22 protein-coding genes are annotated in these 15,231 nt (G+C 60.0%); 7 read left to right on the top strand and 15 right to left on the bottom strand.

The features are described from left to right. Positions 1-52 precede the first annotated feature (52 nt). The gene (locus DXY35_RS11380; protein ID WP_170950610.1) at positions 53-1,090 is read right to left on the bottom strand and encodes a hypothetical protein; all 1,038 of its coding nucleotides are present in this window, start codon (positions 1,088-1,090) and stop codon (positions 53-55) included. Between the two features lie 268 nt (positions 1,091-1,358). On the opposite strand from DXY35_RS11380, the gene DXY35_RS11375 reads away from it, so the two are divergent. Together DXY35_RS11375 and DXY35_RS11370 are read left to right on the top strand one after the other, a co-directional pair. Next, positions 1,359-2,078, top strand: a complete 720-nt coding sequence (locus tag DXY35_RS11375) for an esterase (protein WP_115082371.1) — start codon at positions 1,359-1,361, stop codon at positions 2,076-2,078. A gap of 18 nt (positions 2,079-2,096) precedes the next feature. Then, positions 2,097-2,441: a molecular chaperone DnaJ gene (locus tag DXY35_RS11370; RefSeq protein WP_115082370.1), complete on the top strand. Its 345-nt coding sequence runs from the start codon at positions 2,097-2,099 to the stop codon at positions 2,439-2,441. Positions 2,442-2,466: 25 nt separating this feature from the next. On the opposite strand, the gene DXY35_RS13220 is transcribed toward DXY35_RS11370, so the two are convergent. Beyond that, on the bottom strand, positions 2,467-2,589 hold the full coding sequence (locus DXY35_RS13220; protein WP_256359522.1) for a hypothetical protein: 123 nt from the start codon (positions 2,587-2,589) through the stop codon (positions 2,467-2,469). Continuing rightward, positions 2,586-2,780, bottom strand: a complete 195-nt coding sequence (locus DXY35_RS11360; protein WP_115082369.1) for a hypothetical protein — start codon at positions 2,778-2,780, stop codon at positions 2,586-2,588. The genes DXY35_RS13220 and DXY35_RS11360 overlap by 4 nt, the downstream gene beginning before the upstream one ends. A 420-nt stretch (positions 2,781-3,200) precedes the next feature. On the opposite strand from DXY35_RS11360, the gene DXY35_RS12845 reads away from it, so the two are divergent. Then, positions 3,201-3,350 (top strand): hypothetical protein, encoded by a 150-nt coding sequence (locus tag DXY35_RS12845; protein ID WP_170950609.1) that lies wholly within the window; start codon positions 3,201-3,203, stop codon positions 3,348-3,350. 1 nt (position 3,351) lies between these two features. Here the strand turns inward: DXY35_RS12845 and DXY35_RS11350 are convergent, their stop codons facing one another. The 7 genes from DXY35_RS11350 to DXY35_RS11315 all read right to left on the bottom strand — a co-directional run bounded on the left by DXY35_RS11350 (position 3,352) and on the right by DXY35_RS11315 (position 6,630). Further along, on the bottom strand, positions 3,352-3,606 hold the full coding sequence (locus tag DXY35_RS11350) for a hypothetical protein (protein ID WP_115082367.1): 255 nt from the start codon (positions 3,604-3,606) through the stop codon (positions 3,352-3,354). A 17-nt stretch (positions 3,607-3,623) separates the two neighbouring features. Next, complete coding sequence (locus tag DXY35_RS11345; protein WP_115082366.1) at positions 3,624-3,941, bottom strand: hypothetical protein; 318 nt, start codon at positions 3,939-3,941, stop codon at positions 3,624-3,626. Between the two features lie 247 nt (positions 3,942-4,188). Next, positions 4,189-4,749: a DUF1543 domain-containing protein gene (locus DXY35_RS11340; protein ID WP_115082365.1), complete on the bottom strand. Its 561-nt coding sequence runs from the start codon at positions 4,747-4,749 to the stop codon at positions 4,189-4,191. Beyond that, positions 4,746-5,144, bottom strand: coding sequence for a hypothetical protein (locus tag DXY35_RS11335; RefSeq protein WP_115082364.1), 399 nt, complete (start codon positions 5,142-5,144; stop codon positions 4,746-4,748). The genes DXY35_RS11340 and DXY35_RS11335 overlap by 4 nt, the downstream gene beginning before the upstream one ends. Positions 5,145-5,169: 25 nt before the next feature. Beyond that, positions 5,170-5,370 carry a hypothetical protein gene (locus tag DXY35_RS11330; protein WP_244273128.1) on the bottom strand — a complete coding sequence of 67 codons (201 nt, stop codon included), beginning with the start codon at positions 5,368-5,370 and terminating at the stop codon, positions 5,170-5,172. Between the two features lie 319 nt (positions 5,371-5,689). Next, the gene (locus DXY35_RS13135) at positions 5,690-6,295 is read right to left on the bottom strand and encodes a hypothetical protein (protein ID WP_244273126.1); all 606 of its coding nucleotides are present in this window, start codon (positions 6,293-6,295) and stop codon (positions 5,690-5,692) included. 77 nt (positions 6,296-6,372) lie between these two features. Beyond that, entirely contained in the window at positions 6,373-6,630 is a 258-nt protein-coding gene (locus tag DXY35_RS11315) for a hypothetical protein (protein ID WP_115082362.1), read from the bottom strand. A gap of 64 nt (positions 6,631-6,694) precedes the next feature. On the opposite strand from DXY35_RS11315, the gene DXY35_RS11310 reads away from it, so the two are divergent. Both DXY35_RS11310 and DXY35_RS11305 read left to right on the top strand, forming a co-directional pair. Continuing rightward, positions 6,695-7,522, top strand: coding sequence for a PfkB family carbohydrate kinase (locus tag DXY35_RS11310; RefSeq protein ID WP_115082506.1), 828 nt, complete (start codon positions 6,695-6,697; stop codon positions 7,520-7,522). A 60-nt stretch (positions 7,523-7,582) separates the two neighbouring features. Then, positions 7,583-7,879 (top strand): hypothetical protein, encoded by a 297-nt coding sequence (locus DXY35_RS11305; protein WP_115082361.1) that lies wholly within the window; start codon positions 7,583-7,585, stop codon positions 7,877-7,879. 83 nt (positions 7,880-7,962) lie between these two features. On the opposite strand, the gene DXY35_RS11300 is transcribed toward DXY35_RS11305, so the two are convergent. Both DXY35_RS11300 and DXY35_RS11295 read right to left on the bottom strand, forming a co-directional pair. Next, a complete protein-coding gene (locus DXY35_RS11300) occupies positions 7,963-10,464 on the bottom strand; it encodes a ligase-associated DNA damage response DEXH box helicase (protein ID WP_115082360.1) in 2,502 nt (833 codons plus the stop codon). Beyond that, positions 10,464-12,119 carry an ATP-dependent DNA ligase gene (locus tag DXY35_RS11295; RefSeq protein WP_115082359.1) on the bottom strand — a complete coding sequence of 552 codons (1,656 nt, stop codon included), beginning with the start codon at positions 12,117-12,119 and terminating at the stop codon, positions 10,464-10,466. The genes DXY35_RS11300 and DXY35_RS11295 overlap by 1 nt, the downstream gene beginning before the upstream one ends. Positions 12,120-12,238: 119 nt before the next feature. Between DXY35_RS11295 and DXY35_RS11290 the strand changes: the two genes are divergently transcribed. Next, positions 12,239-12,499 (top strand): hypothetical protein, encoded by a 261-nt coding sequence (locus DXY35_RS11290; RefSeq protein WP_115082358.1) that lies wholly within the window; start codon positions 12,239-12,241, stop codon positions 12,497-12,499. Here the strand turns inward: DXY35_RS11290 and DXY35_RS11285 are convergent. After that, entirely contained in the window at positions 12,496-13,482 is a 987-nt protein-coding gene (locus DXY35_RS11285; RefSeq protein WP_115082357.1) for a ligase-associated DNA damage response exonuclease, read from the bottom strand. The two genes, DXY35_RS11290 and DXY35_RS11285, sit on opposite strands and share 4 nt — an antisense overlap. A 67-nt stretch (positions 13,483-13,549) precedes the next feature. Here DXY35_RS11285 and DXY35_RS11280 point away from each other — a divergent pair, with 67 nt between their 5' ends. Next, entirely contained in the window at positions 13,550-13,783 is a 234-nt protein-coding gene (locus DXY35_RS11280; protein ID WP_115082356.1) for a hypothetical protein, read from the top strand. On the opposite strand, the gene DXY35_RS11275 is transcribed toward DXY35_RS11280, so the two are convergent. Further along, on the bottom strand, positions 13,784-14,215 hold the full coding sequence (locus DXY35_RS11275; RefSeq protein ID WP_115082355.1) for a hypothetical protein: 432 nt from the start codon (positions 14,213-14,215) through the stop codon (positions 13,784-13,786). 66 nt (positions 14,216-14,281) lie between these two features. After that, positions 14,282-15,214: a quinolinate synthase NadA gene (gene nadA, locus DXY35_RS11270; protein ID WP_115082354.1), complete on the bottom strand. Its 933-nt coding sequence runs from the start codon at positions 15,212-15,214 to the stop codon at positions 14,282-14,284. Positions 15,215-15,231: the final 17 nt, after the last annotated feature.

The raw sequence follows: 15,231 nt of genomic DNA, 5'->3' as shown, positions 1-15,231 counted from the left end.
CGCAGGTCCAGGAATGGATCCTTAAGCGTTCGATTTTCGAGGTGCTGCGGAGCTACGTGGTGAGCTTCGCCATGGCGGCTCTGAGGTCTGTCTTCTTCATCCAGCGCTGATATCGCCGCTCGTGCTCCTGGAGGGTGTGGCCCATGCTCGCGGCACAGAGGCTCTGATTGACGTTGGTCTCGATTGACCGCACGGCCCAGCGGTGCCTCAAGTCGTAGATATCCAATCGATAGTCGGCTCCGAAGATTTCGGCGATGGTCTCCTTGTAGATCTGCGCCTGGCGTCCGCCGCGCCATGCAGCCACCCATCTCTCGTTCTCAAACGAGTCGAACTGCTCTGGCTTGATCCACCGTGCTTCCGTGAGCGGCCCGGTTGGGATCTCCACCTCATTAAGGGCCCAGCGGTCGATCCATTCCTTCGGGCAGGCGAAGCAGGTTCTCTCTCCGGGCAGCTTCTTCTTCTGCTTGATCGACAGGCAATCGGCGGTGCCGTCGTCGTGCAGTTGAAGGCTCGGCACCTCACCTGGTCTGCATCCGAAGGCCGCCATCGCTGCGAGGCACCATCCCCACTTCGTGGGCCTGATCACATCAATGAGTTGGACCAGCTGCGTATCAGTAGGCAGCTTTCTCTCCTTGGCCTCGTAGTCGCCCCGCAGCTTGCTGAGCTTCTCGCGTCCTTCGACACCGCACTTGTCGAGGAGGTTTTCGAACAGGATGCAGGTCATCTCTCTTGTCCTGCTGTCCGGCTCCGTGGTCTCCAGCAGGGTTCGCTGCAGTAGCCCGAGGCTCAGTGCACCCTTGGCGGGCAACCGGTTGAGTACTGCCTGATATCGCTGCCAGGTGAGCTCCGTATTGGGGAGTCGATTCCGGGTCTGCCAGTAGTCCTTCTCGAATGTGGCGATCGCTTCGGCAACGGTGAGGGGCTTCTCAGGAATGACCTGGCCCGGCTGATGCTTTGCCCTCAGCACCACCGTGCTGGGATCGATCCCTTCGCTGATCGCTTGGTGCATCGCGGTGGCGATCTGCTCCGCTTCGATCAATCCGCCGGGCGTTGCAGGACAACCGAGGCCTGCCTTCCGCTGTTTCCTCACCCCTGCTGCATCAGTCCAGGTGCCTCTGACACCGATGGTCCCCCTGCCGGGCACGACATACAGCGTCAGCTTTGCCCCGCGATTACGCAGGGCTTGGTTAGTAGTGGTGAGGTCCAGATCCAACTGGGCTGACTCTCGGTGGCTTATTTAGGGATTTGGCGGGAAATGGGCCTGATTTGGGCCTAATTTCTTGCCGGCATCATCCCGCACAATCCGGAGGCTGACCACCACCTCCTCTTCGCTCAACCGCTCAAAACCGTTGTCAGAAATGAAGAAATTAGATCCCAGAACGGTTTCGCTGAATCAGCCCGTTGTCATCTTCGGTGGCTTTTTGATCACGCAGGAGGCCTATCGCCCCCTCGCTGATTGGATTGATCAGGCCACAGGCGCTGCGGTGCACATCGTGCCTGCGTCCAAATTGGATTGGCTGGCCACCAGCTGGGGTTTCGGTTGGCGTCGCCTGCTTGATCGCGTTGATGCCGCTGTGTGTGAACTTCAAAGCCAGTCGCCTACAGAGCGCGTCACGTTGATTGGTCACAGCTCCGGCGGGGTGATGTTGCGGCCCTATCTGGCTGATCAGACCTTTCTGGGACGCCGTTTCAACGGTGCAGCCCGGTGCAATCGTCTGATCACGCTCGGCAGTCCCCATCAGGCCCTGCGTGCCACACCGCTGCGGGCTCGCGTGGATCGTGAGTTTCCGGGTTGCCCTGAAGCCGATCGGGTGGACTACGTCGCGGTTGCGGGTTGGCTTGATCCGCTGGGAGCGAATGCATCCAATTTTTCGCGCCGCAGCGCTGCCCGCAGCTATCGCCAGATCATGGGCGACCCGGATCTGCAGGGGGACGGTCTGGTTCCCCTTCCATCAGCCCTGCTGCGGGATGCCCGGTCGATTGAGCTGGCTGATACGGCCCACGGCGGATTGTTCGGCCAAAGCTGGTACGGCTCCACCGATCGCATCGAGCGCTGGTGGTCGCAGCTCGGAGACTGAACCGGGCGATCAGGCATTGTGGCCTGCTTCGGCGATCAGCTTGTGCAGGAATCGAAAGGATTTGGGGGCCAGGCCAGGTCGGTCAAACGCAAAACAAGCAAAAAGCGCAAGCCGGGAACGTCAAACCATCGCCGTGATCAATGCCCGATGGGGCGCGACCCTGGCCTCGAGGCGATTCAGGCCAGGCAGTGCCTTGGCCTGCCGCTTACTGGGCGTTTAACTGTTGCCCAGGTGAAGCGGGCACACAAGCTTCTGGCTGTTCAACACCATCCCGACAAAGGGGGCGACCCCGAGGTGATGACACGGTTCAACACCGCCCGCGATGTGCTGCTTGAGCCCGAGATGGAGATGCTTGCTGCCTGACGCCCTCGACGTGCGTCCCAGGGCGTCAGCTGCCGCTGCTGCGGCCCAGCACCAGCCAGGTGATCAGCATCAAGCCGCTCAGACTGACCACGGTGTAAATCCAATCGGCGTATGGCGTCCAGAACAGTCCCGCAAGGGGGGCTGTCATCGGTCCCAGACCAGCAGGAGCACCACAAACAAGGCCCCGAACACGAGGAAGGGCGTGAGCAGCGTCAGCAGAGTCTGTGTTTCGATCGTTCCGGTTGCAGCAAGCGGATCATCCGGCGGTCTGTTTTGATCTGTCAAATCTCCGTTATTCACTGAGATTGAGGCCAGAGCTCGCCGCCAATCAACCTTCATCGGGATCGAGCAGTGGGATGAACAACCGTCAGCGTCAAATTCTTGTTGCTTTTTCGGCCTCGATGGGGCTTGGCTTGCTTGGCGGGTTGGCGTTCAACGTCACGTCCCAACTGATCCGGCCCGGCAAGATTGAATTGGGCCCGGCATCGCCGGGAGGGCCTGGCCGAGCTCCTGCGTTGCCTGAGCAGAACACTGGTTCATCTGATCCCGACTGTGTTGTTCCCCCTGGAGGTGGTCCGCCTGTCACGACGAATTTCCAGCCCTGTTGATTGCATTGCAAGGACGGGTTTTATGGCCAAAGTTTCAAAAGAAAAGATAAAAAAGTGCTCTTGCGATACCCAGAATTGTTTCGGTTGTTCGCTCCGATACCGAAATTGATGGCCGGCTGAGGTGATTGTTTGGTTCTCTTCCTGCCCATGCATGAAAAGCGATCAGCGTCTCAGCTATCTGCACTTGATGAACAAAGCTGCTGAATCGGAAGACAGACAGAGCTATTTTTATTACCTCAAGCTGGCTGAACAAACCCTGCAACGCCAGGATCCGGAGGTGCTCTGGAAGCCTGCAGGTTGATTCAGCGAATCATGTTGGCCTTGAAAAAACCGAATCCGAGGCCAAAGGATGAGGATTGATCGCGATGCAGCGTGACTGAAACATCGAAATCGAGAAGATCGGATTGTTCGATGTCATCACGCTTCAAGTTGTGAGCGTTCTCCGCTTCGAAGCCATCGATGATGGCTTCGCGATGGGTTTCCAGGTAATCCACCACCAGCTTCAGCACATGGTCCCGCCAGGCCTCGCTGGCGTCTTTGCTGATTCGATCAGACATGGTGGATGACTCTGTTTCTACAGGTTGAACCCGAGACCAACGTTGACACGCGTTCCGTAGTTGTAAGGACGAACCGGTCCAAACCATGGGGGTGGGGCGAGGACGACAGGTCGTCGATTAGGTGCGTAGTACACCGGGGCATAGGTGCGGTAGTAGGGGCGATAGCTGTGCTTCACAGCGCTTTTGTAGCCCTTCCGGTACCCCTTGTTGTAGGCCTTCTGTCTCTTGTGGGAGTGGTGATGGCGATCGTTGTGGGCCTGGGCAGCGGGACTAACACTGATTCCGGTGACAACAATCAGAAGCGCAGCAATGCTGAGACGTTGAGCAAGCGACATGGTTGAGCGTTTGACTGATCCGACACTATCCAGCGTGGATGGGGAAACCGTGTCAGCTTTCTGGCCAGATGTGACTGGATGCGTCTTGAGGGCGTGATTCCCTACTCGGTGTCTGTGCGTTGTTCGAGCACGAAACGCAGGGCCCACAGTCCGGCGTAGGAGCCCGTCAGCACGAGGAGGATCAAGATCAGCACGACACATCCTCAACGTGGTGGTTTGTTGTAGCTGAGCCGTGTTGGTTCTGTGGTCAGATCGTCCAGTAGCCGTACCAATCAGGATGGGCTGGGCCATCGTCAACTTGGTCGTCGTCGACTTGGCCATCCGCGATCAGTTTCAAGTGCCACTGGCCATTGCCGTGAATCGGCAGAAGATCATCGAGCGCGCTGTCCATTTCGACAGGGTGAAGATCATCCTTGTGCACCTGCTCTTGTCCCTTGAGCCAACGCTGCCGTGCCCGCGCCTTGGCGGAGGCTGAAGAGCGGGCCACGATCACCCCGAAGGCATGCTGTTCTGCCATCGAGGCGGGGTCATAGGCGCCAAGGTTGACGAACCACAGCTGCGGACCGCCAACACTGGATGGATCCTGCGCTTGCTCAACAACCTCAACGCGATAGCCATCGACATGGTCGATGCAGCGGTAGCTGTCGATGTGCAAGCCACGGCGGAGGCCGATCCATTCCTGCCGCAGTGCCGGCAGCGTTGCGTCGATGGTCTCGCCCACGACCCAGCGAACATCGTGCTGCTCCACATGGCAGCCCTTGCAACGGCCCCCCAGCACCACCAGGAACAGCTTCTTGGCGCTGCTCATCGCTGGGCCGGTGATGACGCGTCGGCATGGGCGACGACGGCACGGCAGTGGGCGATGAACTCCTCGCCGTTCCTCTCCCCTTTGGCTTCCTTGGTCTGCAGGCTGAGAATCTCAAAGGTTGTGGTGGTGCTGCTGCTCACCGGGGAGACGGTCGGACTGCGGCTTCCATCATGAAGGCGATTGTCTAGCGGCAGTCCGTCGTAGGGATCGTTGCCGTCACAACGCTGAAAGGCTGCATGGATGGCATCAATGGCCTCCCTCACCTGATATGTCGCCCCTCGCTTCCTGGCGCGCTTGGTGATCGTCACCGCCGTGCGGTTCAGCAGCCGCTTGTAGCCGTCGGCGTCGATGTCCAGCCAGCTGGGGGGCGTGACCGACAACGGATTGCGTTCCATGCACCCCTTTGGTGGCTCCAGGTGTTCAGACTTTTTCGAGCCAGGCCAAGAACAACCGGCGGATTTCCTCTTCGTTGGTCACCCGTTCGCTCAGAGATGCCGTGACTGCGCCGGGGTGCTCGCGCTGCACGATTTGCTCAGCCTCGTAGGCATCCGCCGCTTCGACAGGCTTGAAGCCAGCGTCAACGGCCGCTGGAGCGCAATAGAAGACGGGGTAACGGCTCATCGGGTTGCTGCAACCTCCAACCGATAGCAACGATTCTGCGATCGAGGGAATGGCTGTGGGGAGCTTGCACCCACATCTGTTGAGTTCAGGCATCTTTCTTAAGTCCTGAGCCTCAACAGGTGCTGATCCATACCTTTGGTGGTTCTTGCTGAGGAACCGTGGCTTTTGATTCTGGAGATAAAACAGATCGCTTCATTGCCGCAGCCAAAACACGGGCGGAAGCTGCATTGAACGAGCCGGCACCAAAACTGACGGCATTGGAAAAGGGAATGTTGGAGTCGCTGCGACGGGGTGGAAGGCCCGTGCGTCATGGCTGAGCTCAGCGCATGAGCAGCCAAACGGCCAAAGCACCGCAACCAAACCCCTTGATGAACTGGGCCCAGGTGAGGCCGTAGGTATCGAGGGAAAGCATTCTCATCATCAGATTCAGAACCTCTTTGTGTTTCCGAATCAAGGCTGAGCTGTTGGCCGTGTTCAGTTGCGGAATCTGTTTGAGTTTGATCTCCCCGAGCTTGGCCAACGTTGCTGGTCGCGTGTGCTGCTGGAGCTTAAGGCGCGCCTGTTGGTCCGAAACGAACAAACCTTTCTTGGGTTGCTGTTCATCGGGTGACACGTTGCTAGGCAGTGGAAGCCCCTCCACTTGATTCATCTTGAAAAGAGTCGTCAGTCTGTCGACGGGATTCCTGGTGAGTGCACTGCTGGTGTCCCCCGCTTTTGCCCAAAAGGTTTCGAAAGAAAACGTCCGTGCGCTGAAACCGCCAGGATGCAAGCTGAGTCCATCAACGGTGGACTCAACAACTACCGAGCTTCGAAATGCATCTACGCCACCGGTAAGGGAGGTGGCAACTGCTTGAAGAATGCAAGTGATGGCTACCTGTTCGTGTTTGATGGTGGTTCTCCAGGCTGGCAAGAGGCTGGTGGTCAACCCACTGTTGAAACTGAAATTCTTGTCTCTCGAGATGGAGCTTCGGTTGTTGATGTTGTCTACAATGGATCACCGCGTTAATTGAAGGATTCTTCCAAGAATGTGGTTTGAATGGCCCCGCTGCTCAGGCGGGGCTTTTTTGTGGCTTGATTGAGCTCCATATCATTCGGGCATTCGAAGAACTGCAATCGGTCTAAATAATGAATCGACTGGAAGATGTGAATCCCAGGAGTGCGCAAGATGCTGTGAATACAGGGGTTCAACTCATCAAATACAGCAAGAGAAAAAAACTCATGCAAACGATAAATATCCGATCTGAGTGCCTCGTTCTCCATCCGCTCCCAGCTGTTGTTGAGCCGTTCCTGCAGAGAGGATGGGGCCCAGCAGCTTCAACGGCCCTTGTCTTCCGGCTTAGCCCTGCCGCCCCTGCGCTTGGCCGTTGTGGGTCATGTCGAATGGGTGGAATTTCTGGCGGTGGATCAGTTGCCCCGCCCCGGGGCCATTGGTCATGCCTTGCAGACTCTGCAGGAACCTGCTGGTGGTGGAGCCGTCGTTGCGGTGCAGATGGCACGGTTGCAGCAGCAACCCGTCCAGTTCTTTACGGCTTTAGGTCGTGATTCGGTCGGTGAAGCCTGCGTCAAGCGACTCGAGGATCTGGGCCTTGAGGTTCATGTCGCCTGGAGGGAGGTGCCAACCCGTCGTGGTGTGAGCATGGTTGATGGTGAGGGGGATCGGGCGATCACGGTGATCGGCGAGCGGCTGACCCCATCACTGGATGACGACCTTCCCTGGAACGCCCTTGGCGAATGCGACGGCCTGTTTGTCACGGCCGCTGATGCTCCTTTGTTGAAAGCCTGCCGTTCTGCTGCAGTTTTGGCGGCGACCCCGCGCGTTCGTTTGCCCGTGCTTCAGCAGGCCGGTGTGCCCCTCGATGCCTTGATCGGCAGTGGCCTTGATCCGGGTGAACGGGTGGAGTCGGGGCAGTTGAACCCAGCTCCCCACACAGTGATTTGCACGGAAGGTGCCGCAGGCGGTGTTAGTCATCCAGGCGGCCGCTATGACCCATCACCCCTTCCGGGGCCCTTGGTCGAGAGTTATGGCTGCGGTGACAGCTTTGCGGCGGGAGTGGTCACAGGTCTTGCGGCGCGCTGGCCCCTGGCGGAGGCCATCGCTTTGGGTGCCGAGTGTGGTGCCGCCTGTGCGACGCGATTTGGGCCCTATGGATGAGTGCTCGCCACGCGCGATGGCTCTCAATATCGGCAAAAATGCACTGATACACCAGCTGTTATGGCGCCCACCAAAAGAGAGATCATTGCCGCATCGGCAGGCTGGGTTGCCGTCACGTTGAACGTGGTTCCGGGCTTGGGTGCCGGGTACCTCTACCAGCGCCGCTGGAAGGCGTACTGGATCACGTCTGCTTTGGCGACGACCTGGTTTGTCCTGGGTGGAGTGCTGGGACAGGGGGCTGAGGCTGCTGAAGAAATCCAAAACCAATGGATTGGCTTGCTTGGGCTCGTTGCTCTCGCAGCTGGAACAGCAGTAGAGGCTGGGCTCGCAGTGAAGAAATCGCGTCAACAGAACTGAGGCTGGTTGAGGCCAGAACACTCAGCGACTGGGTTTTGTATGTCCTCAGCGACATCTGCCCTTGACGGGGCTTGGAGTGATCGCTACCCCTCGCGCCTGATCGCCTCGTCCTTCATCCGTTGAACCCGCTCCAAAACGGATTCATTGCTCATCCTGTTGTTCAGCCGTTCCACCAACAGTGGAAAGGCCAATGGGCTGGGCCGCGGAGTTTCAACGTGCAGCCATTCCTGGCTTGCAGCGCGCTCCAAGGCCGCCTCCAGGCGTGAGATCTCCAACTGGTCATCGAGCACCTCCTGCTGCGCCTGCAGCAGCAAGCGGTTGTTCGGCTCATGGCGGCTGAACACATCGAACAGCAGCGATGCACTGATCTGAAGCTGACCGGTGCTTTTGCTCGATCCCGGAAATCCCCGGTTCATCAGGCCTGCGATCTGGGCGATGGCGCGGAAGCGTCGCCGTTGCAGCTCGGAAAGATTCAGTGCGTTCTTCAGATCCCGCTCCAGCTTTTGGCGATCGAGCAGCAGATCGATGTGGTCTTCCAGCAACTCCGCCATGGGGTAGCTCTTCGGTGCCAACAGCTCAAAGCCGTAGTCGTTCACCGACACCGTGATCGTGCCCCGCTCCAGACGGGTGAGCCGCGACGCCCAGAGGAAGCCGATGCCCTCATGCACGAACCGCCCTTCAAAGGGGTAGGCATACAGATGTGTGCCTTCCCGGGTGCGACAGGTCTCAATCAGCAGCTGTCCCACCGTCGGCAACACCGAGATGTCCTGTTGCCGATCAAACAGGGGCTTCAGAGCCTGAAGTTCAGCGTTGTCGAGATCACCACGGCTGGCGCGGTCCACCTCAAGACGCAGGTGATGAGTCAGCAGATCGGAGAGAGCCATCTGCCCCCCAGCCCAGGCAGGCACCGTGCGCGTTTTCTTTGTGCTCACCTTCACGTAGGCGGTCATGTCGCGCAGCCGCACGAATTCCAGCTGGCGGCCGGAGAAGAAGAACACATCCTTCGGCTTCAGCTGGCTGATGAAGGTCTCCTCCACATGGCCGAGCACGGCACCACGAACAAAGCGCACGGTGATCGCTGGTGCGGCCGTGATCGTTCCAACGTTGAGACGGTGCAGCCGGGCGATGGCTTTCTCGCGAACCCGGTAGCGCTGGCTTGTCTCCTCCCACTCGAGCTTGCGGTAGCGGGGGTAGGCACCGAGGCACTCTCCGCCCTGCTCCAGAAACAGCATGCACCAGTCCCAATCCTCCTGGCTCAGCTCGGCATAGGCCGCACAGCTGCGCACGGCCTGCAAGGTCTGCTCCGGATGGAAGCCAGGGCCGCAGGCCAACCCCGTGAGGTGCTGCAGCAGCACATCCAGAGGGGCTTTCGGCGGCTTGCGTTGTTCCACCAGCCCCTCCGCCAGTCCCCGACGCACAGCACTGAGTTCGAGTAGCTCGAGCGCATTGGTGGGCATGAACAGCACCTGGGATGTTCCGCCGGGCAAGTGCGCTGACCGCCCCGCCCGCTGCAGCAGTCGCGCCAGATTCTTCGGACTGCCGATCTGCACCACCTGTTCCACGGGTTGGAAGTCCACCCCGAGGTCCAGGGAGCTGGTGCAGACCACCCAACGAATGCCGCCGGCCTTCACGGAGGCTTCGATCGCTTCCCGCTCGCTGCGATCAATGGCGCTGTGGTGGAGGGCCAACCCCTCCTCCATTTCCGGGCAGGCGAAGCGCAGGCACTGGTGCCACCGCTCCGACTGATTGCGGGTGTTGGTGAACAGCAAGGTGCTGATGCCGGGATTGAGGCGTGCCACCAGCTCCTCGTACATCCGCAACCCGAGGTGTCCGGCCCAGGGGAAGCCATCGATCGTCTCCGGAAGGATGCTCTGAATCTCCGTGCTGCGGGCAGGAGCGCCTCCGATCAGCTGTGGCTCACTTGCCGTTCCCAGGGCATGGCGCGCTGCCTGCTCGAGGTTGCCGATGGTGGCACTGATGGCCCAGGTCTGGAGCTGGGGGCGCAGCTGGCGCAACCAGCTCAGGCACAGCTCCGTCTGGCTGCCCCGTTTGCTGCCCATCAACTCGTGCCATTCATCGAGGATCACCGTCTCGAGTTGGACAAACAGCGCTTCGGCCTTGGCATTGCTCATCAGCAGGGCGAGGGACTCCGGAGTCGTCACCAGAATCTGTGGTGGTGCCTTGAGCTGTTTGGTGCGTTCGCTGCTGCTGCTGTCGCCATTGCGGATGCCCACCCGAATCGGCCAGCCCATCGCCTCGATCGGTTCGCGGATCGCCAGCGACAAGTCGCGGCTGAGGGCCCGCAAGGGCGTGATGTAGAGCAGTCGTATTCCCTTCAACGGCTGCTCCTCCGCCAACATCCGCGCGATCGGTCCCATCACGGCGGCGAAGGTTTTGCCAGATCCTGTGGGTACCTGGATCAAGCCATTCCGCCCCGCCAGATAGGCGCTCCAGGTCTGCTGCTGAAACGGCAGCGGTGTCCAGTTCCTTTGCGCGAACCAGTCATGAATCGGCTCCAAGCGAGGGTCGTTGGTTGTTGGCTTTGGCCTCGCCTTCGCTTTTGCCTTCTTTTCTGAAGCTGCCATCAGCGGTTCTCGATCAATGCCATCGCGGTCTGGAGTGAATCCGCTTCATCGGCGGGTTTGTCGCGTCGCCAGCGCAGGATGCGCGGAAAACGGACGGCGATGCCGGATTTGTGGCGTTTTGAGGGGTGGATGCCCTCAAAGCCGATTTCAAACACCAGCTCGGTTTTCAGGGACCGTGCCGGCCCGAAGCGCTGCAGGGTGTTGCGTCGGATCCAGCGGTCCAGCTCGAGGATTTCGGCATCGTTGAGGCCGGAATAGGCCTTGGCGAAGGTCACCAACTGCGGCTCTTCAGCGTTGGTCCAGAGGCCGAAGGTGTAGTCGGTGAAGAGGTTGGCGCGACGCCCACTGCCGGCCTGGGCATAGAGGAGCACCGCATCGAGGGTCATCGGCTCCAGCTTGTGTTTCCACCAGTTGCCCCGTTTGCGGCCGCTCAGATAGGGCGATTCCGCCTGTTTGATCATCAGCCCTTCGGCGTTGTGCTGACGGGCCTGGTTGCGCTGTGTCTCCAGTTCCTCCCAGGAGTCGATCGACCAGGACGGGCTCTGCTTCAGCCGCCACGACTCGGGATGGTTGATGCTGCCCAGCAGTGCCGCCAGCTGCTGCTGGCGCTGCCGTAATCCCTGCTGGCGGATGTCGACGCCTTGATGTTCCAGCAGGTCGTAGGCGATGAACCGCATCGGGCAATCCCGTTTCAACGTTGCTCCAACGCTTTTGCGGCCCAGTCGTCGTTGCAGCTGATCAAAGCCAAGCGGTTCGGCGGCGTCCTGTTGCCAGCAGATCAGCTCGCCGTCCAGAACGCTGCCGGATGGCAAGGCCTTGGCCACCTCCACAAGTTCAGGGAAGCTCTCGTTGACCAGCTCTTCTCCCCGGCTCCAGAGGTAGACGCCGGAGCCGCGATGAATCAGCTGACCGCGGATTCCATCCCATTTCCACTCCAGTTGCCAATCGCTTGCCGATGTCTCCAGCAGTCGTTCGGGTTCCAGGGGACTGGCGAGATAGAAGGGGTAGGGGGTGCCGCTGGAACGGTGTTCATCCGTCGTTGCGCAGGCGGTGAGTTGCCTGAAGCGCTCTGCGGAGGGCTCAAAGCCGCCCATCAGCCGTTGCACCACAAGGCTTTCTTCGAGATCAAACGCTTCGGCGATGGCCCGGCTGATCAAGCCCGTCGACACGCCGACACGGAATCCCCCAGTGAGCAACTTATTAACGATGAAGTGCTGGTCGAGCGGGGTTCGGTGCCAGAGCCAGATCACGGCATTGGCTTGATCGTCGTCGCTTCTGGTGCTGATGGCCGGCAGCAGGGTGTCCATCCACCAGCTCAGGGGCATGTCTCCATCACCGCTGGGCAGATCCGGATCGCTTGCTTCGACGCGCTCTTGCACGGCGGGCCAGAGCAGGCTGATGGTTTCAGCTGAGTCGCCCACCTGGCCGTAGCAGTCGTCGATCAGCCAATCCGGAAGACCACCGCGGTCCCGCAGGATGTCGCGGAGTCGGCGACCGGTGATTAGGCGCCTGCGGCGCTTGCCCAGCAGCAGCGTCAACGCCCAGGCCGACTCCTCTGGTTCGACCCCCTGAAAGTGATCCACCAGCGCTTGCACCTTGGCCTTGGTGCCCGTGACCTGATCCAACTGATTGAACAGGTTCTGAAAGGCACGCATGCGCGCTGGAACGGGATGGATGGAAAGCCCTGCCATCCTGACAAGACATTTTGTGAGCAGTGCTGGAAATCCGGCGGAGACCTGTGTTGATCTGAGCGACAGCTTCCTGAATCAGCCGGATGGCGCTCCTCTGGGACAACCTCGCGCAACAACTGGACACTGTCCGCGCCACTGAGTCAGCAACTGCCGTGGCGACTCCTGTGTCTGTTCCGGAAACAGCGGAGGATCCTTCCGACCGTCAACGTCGACTGCAGAAGGCGCTTGAAGCCGTTAAAGACAGCGGCAACGCCATGATGATTGAGTCACTCAATGCTGCGATTGAAGGTCGTCAGGCGAATCTCAACCTCCCCGATCTGCCTGACGGCATCGCCAAGTTCTAGTCCGCCTCCCCTTCGAACAAGGTCTCCAGCGGCTCCGCATCCACACCCTCCACCTCCCGCAGGTAACGGGCCAGAACGTCGCTTTGCCCATGGGTGACGTACACCTTGCGGGCGCCGCTGTCACGAACGGTCTGGATCAGCCCAGGCCAGTCGGCGTGATCACTGAGCACGAATCCCCGCTCATAGCCCCGCCGTCGACGGGCTCCGCGCACCGCCATCCAGCCGGAGGCAAAGGCGGTTTGGGGTGACTTGAAGCGACGCATCCAGCTGGAGCGATGGGCCGACGGTGGCGCCAGGATCAACCGCCCTTCGAGCGGATCCTTTCGGGGCAGTTCGCTGACGGGACGGCTGGGGGTCATCGGAACCGCTGCCTCGCGGTAGTGGCGGGTCACGGTTTCAACAGCGCCGTGCAGCAGCACCTCCTCCTCCACGCCGATGGCCTTCAGTTCAGCCAGCAAGCGTTGGGCTTTGCCGAAGGCATAGCAGAACAGCAGGGATGGTCTGCTGCGATCACGGCTCCACCAGGCATGGATCTCCTCGGCCACCTGCTCACCGCTTTGCCAGCGATAGATCGGCATTCCGAAGGTGGCTTCGGTGATCAACACGTCGCAGCGCACTGGTTCGAAGGGGTCACAGCTGGGATCGTCATCCCTTTTGTAATCCCCACTGACCACCCACACCTCACCCTCTGATTCCAGACGGATCTGCGCCGAACCGAGCACGTGTCCGGCGCTGTGAAACGACACCTTGCATTGCCCCAGCCAGTGTTCTTCGCCGTAAGCCACTGGGTGAAGGGTGATGTCTTTGCCGAGCCTCTGGCGCAGCACCCCTTCACTGGAGGCCACGGCCCAGTACTCCCCGCATCCGGGGCGGGCGTGGTCGGCATGGGCGTGGGTGATCAGGGCCCGGGGAACCGGACGCCATGGGTCGACCCAGGCCTTCGCGGCACGGCAATACAACCCCTCCGGTGTGCGTTCGATCAAGCTCCGCCACCGATCGCTGCAGACAGTCTGAAAGGCCCATACCTTGAGCGCGTTCGACCCGCTTGCCATGAAGCTGCTCGCTGCCGCTCTGTTTGTTTCAGCCCTGGCTGCGCCCAGTTCCGCTTTGGCTCAGAAAAAGATTCCCAAGGCCCAAGGCCACAACCAATGCCCCCTGGGTTATGTCAACACCCTGGGCACCACTTGTGTGTCTCCCATTAATTACGAGATGAAGCCCACCAACGGTGAAGCCTGCCCCTCCGGCTGGATGAATGTTGGCGCTGGCTATTGCCGTAAGAAGTAATCAATTCAGTGGCTGAGGCCTCAGGCCACTCCAGCGCTCCAGGGTGTTGATCGATTGAACACCCTGGAGCCGTGTTGACCCGGGCCGTGTCCAGGTGGGGATGGACCGAATGTTTTCATCCCTGCACTGCCTGAGCTGGTCCGGGTACTTGTCGGGCAGATCGCATTCCACGTAGTTCAGGTTGGCTCCGGCCTGTTTGCCGAAGAGCTTCATCTGTTCTTTGCAGGCGGGGCACCAATGGGCTCCAAAAAACCTGGCGCCCACCGTGTTGAGTTGCTCGGCCAACTTGATTGTTTGTGCTGTGGACTCCGTTGCGGGTTCAGGAATTGGTTGGTTCCACGGTTGTGCAGTCGCTGCGGTGTACAACGTCCCCGCCATCGCTGCCATCAAGGTCAGAACCCTGATGCCCTTGGGCTGGATGACGGGGGCCATGATCGCAGGGGTTGGATTGTCGAAAATTTATTCGCGTACCGCGTCGTTCTTTGATCTGTTAGCGCGTCACCGGCTCATTTCGAGCATGCGCTGCATGGGTTTCATGGCCTTCAGACGCATCGATTCATCCATCTCGATCGCAGGCGTGAGGGTCTCCAGGCATGCCTTCAGTTTTTCAAGGGTGTTGAGCCGCATGTAGGGGCAGGCATTGCAGCTGCATCCATCGATCCCTGGAACGTCGAGCAGGGTTTTTTCAGGAACACGCTGCTGCATCTGATGCAGGATCCCCGGTTCCGTAAGAACGATGAAGCTGTTGCAGGAGCTTTGTTCGGCGTAATTCAACAGCTTGCTGGTGGATCCAATGAAATCCGCCAGGTCCAGCAGATTCTGCTGGCACTCGGGGTGGGCGATCACTTCAGCCCCGGGATGTTCGTGCTTGAGGGCCAGCACGGCTTCTTCGCTAAAGGTCTCGTGAACGATGCAGCGTCCCGGCCAGAGGGTCAGCTCGCGACCGCTCTGTTGCTGAACCCAGCGCCCCAGGTTCTGATCGGGTGCGAACAGAACGGGCTGGTCGGCAGGCAGCTGATTCACCAGATCAACGGCATTGCTGCTGGTGCAGATCAGATCGCTTTGCGCCTTCACTGCGGCCGTGCAGTTGATGTAGCTCACCACGAAGTGGTCGGGGTGCTCTGCCCGGAAGCGGGCGAACTCATCGGCGGGGCAGTCGTCCGCCAGAGAGCATCCGGCCTCCAGATCCGGCAGCACCACCGTCTTTTCCGGAGTAAGAATCTTGGCGGTCTCCGCCATGAAGTGCACGCCGCAGAACACGATCACGTCTGCATCGGTGCTGGCGGCCTTGCGCGACAGCTCCAGGGAGTCACCAACGAAATCGGCGATGTCCTGAATCTCCGGCTCCTGGTAGTAGTGCGCCAGGATCACGGCATTGCGGTCCTGGCGAAGCCGGTTGATCGCCGCAACAAGGGCGGTGTCAGCGCTCATCAGGACCGGTTCGGGGC

Origin of the sequence: Synechococcus sp. N32 (assembly GCF_900473895.1) — a bacterium.
In the GTDB taxonomy this organism is placed as follows: domain Bacteria; phylum Cyanobacteriota; class Cyanobacteriia; order PCC-6307; family Cyanobiaceae; genus Parasynechococcus.
This window is presented reverse-complemented; position numbering and strand designations above follow the sequence as displayed.

Coding starts and splice junctions, on each gene's coding strand:
- DXY35_RS11375 (WP_115082371.1), top strand. CDS start 1,359: ATGAAGAAATTAGATCCCAGAACGGTTTCGCTGAATCAGCCCGTTGTC.
- DXY35_RS13220 (WP_256359522.1), bottom strand. CDS start 2,589: ATGACAGCCCCCCTTGCGGGACTGTTCTGGACGCCATACGCCGATTGG.
- DXY35_RS11360 (WP_115082369.1), bottom strand. CDS start 2,780: ATGAAGGTTGATTGGCGGCGAGCTCTGGCCTCAATCTCAGTGAATAAC.
- DXY35_RS12845 (WP_170950609.1), top strand. CDS start 3,201: ATGAAAAGCGATCAGCGTCTCAGCTATCTGCACTTGATGAACAAAGCT.
- DXY35_RS11350 (WP_115082367.1), bottom strand. CDS start 3,606: ATGTCTGATCGAATCAGCAAAGACGCCAGCGAGGCCTGGCGGGACCAT.
- DXY35_RS11345 (WP_115082366.1), bottom strand. CDS start 3,941: ATGTCGCTTGCTCAACGTCTCAGCATTGCTGCGCTTCTGATTGTTGTC.
- DXY35_RS11340 (WP_115082365.1), bottom strand. CDS start 4,749: ATGAGCAGCGCCAAGAAGCTGTTCCTGGTGGTGCTGGGGGGCCGTTGC.
- DXY35_RS11335 (WP_115082364.1), bottom strand. CDS start 5,144: ATGGAACGCAATCCGTTGTCGGTCACGCCCCCCAGCTGGCTGGACATC.
- DXY35_RS11330 (WP_244273128.1), bottom strand. CDS start 5,370: ATGAGCCGTTACCCCGTCTTCTATTGCGCTCCAGCGGCCGTTGACGCT.
- DXY35_RS11315 (WP_115082362.1), bottom strand. CDS start 6,630: ATGGAGAACGAGGCACTCAGATCGGATATTTATCGTTTGCATGAGTTT.
- DXY35_RS11305 (WP_115082361.1), top strand. CDS start 7,583: ATGGCGCCCACCAAAAGAGAGATCATTGCCGCATCGGCAGGCTGGGTT.
- DXY35_RS11300 (WP_115082360.1), bottom strand. CDS start 10,464: ATGGCAGCTTCAGAAAAGAAGGCAAAAGCGAAGGCGAGGCCAAAGCCA.
- DXY35_RS11295 (WP_115082359.1), bottom strand. CDS start 12,119: ATGCGTGCCTTTCAGAACCTGTTCAATCAGTTGGATCAGGTCACGGGC.
- DXY35_RS11290 (WP_115082358.1), top strand. CDS start 12,239: ATGGCGCTCCTCTGGGACAACCTCGCGCAACAACTGGACACTGTCCGC.
- DXY35_RS11280 (WP_115082356.1), top strand. CDS start 13,550: ATGAAGCTGCTCGCTGCCGCTCTGTTTGTTTCAGCCCTGGCTGCGCCC.
- DXY35_RS11275 (WP_115082355.1), bottom strand. CDS start 14,215: ATGGCCCCCGTCATCCAGCCCAAGGGCATCAGGGTTCTGACCTTGATG.
- nadA (WP_115082354.1), bottom strand. CDS start 15,214: ATGAGCGCTGACACCGCCCTTGTTGCGGCGATCAACCGGCTTCGCCAG.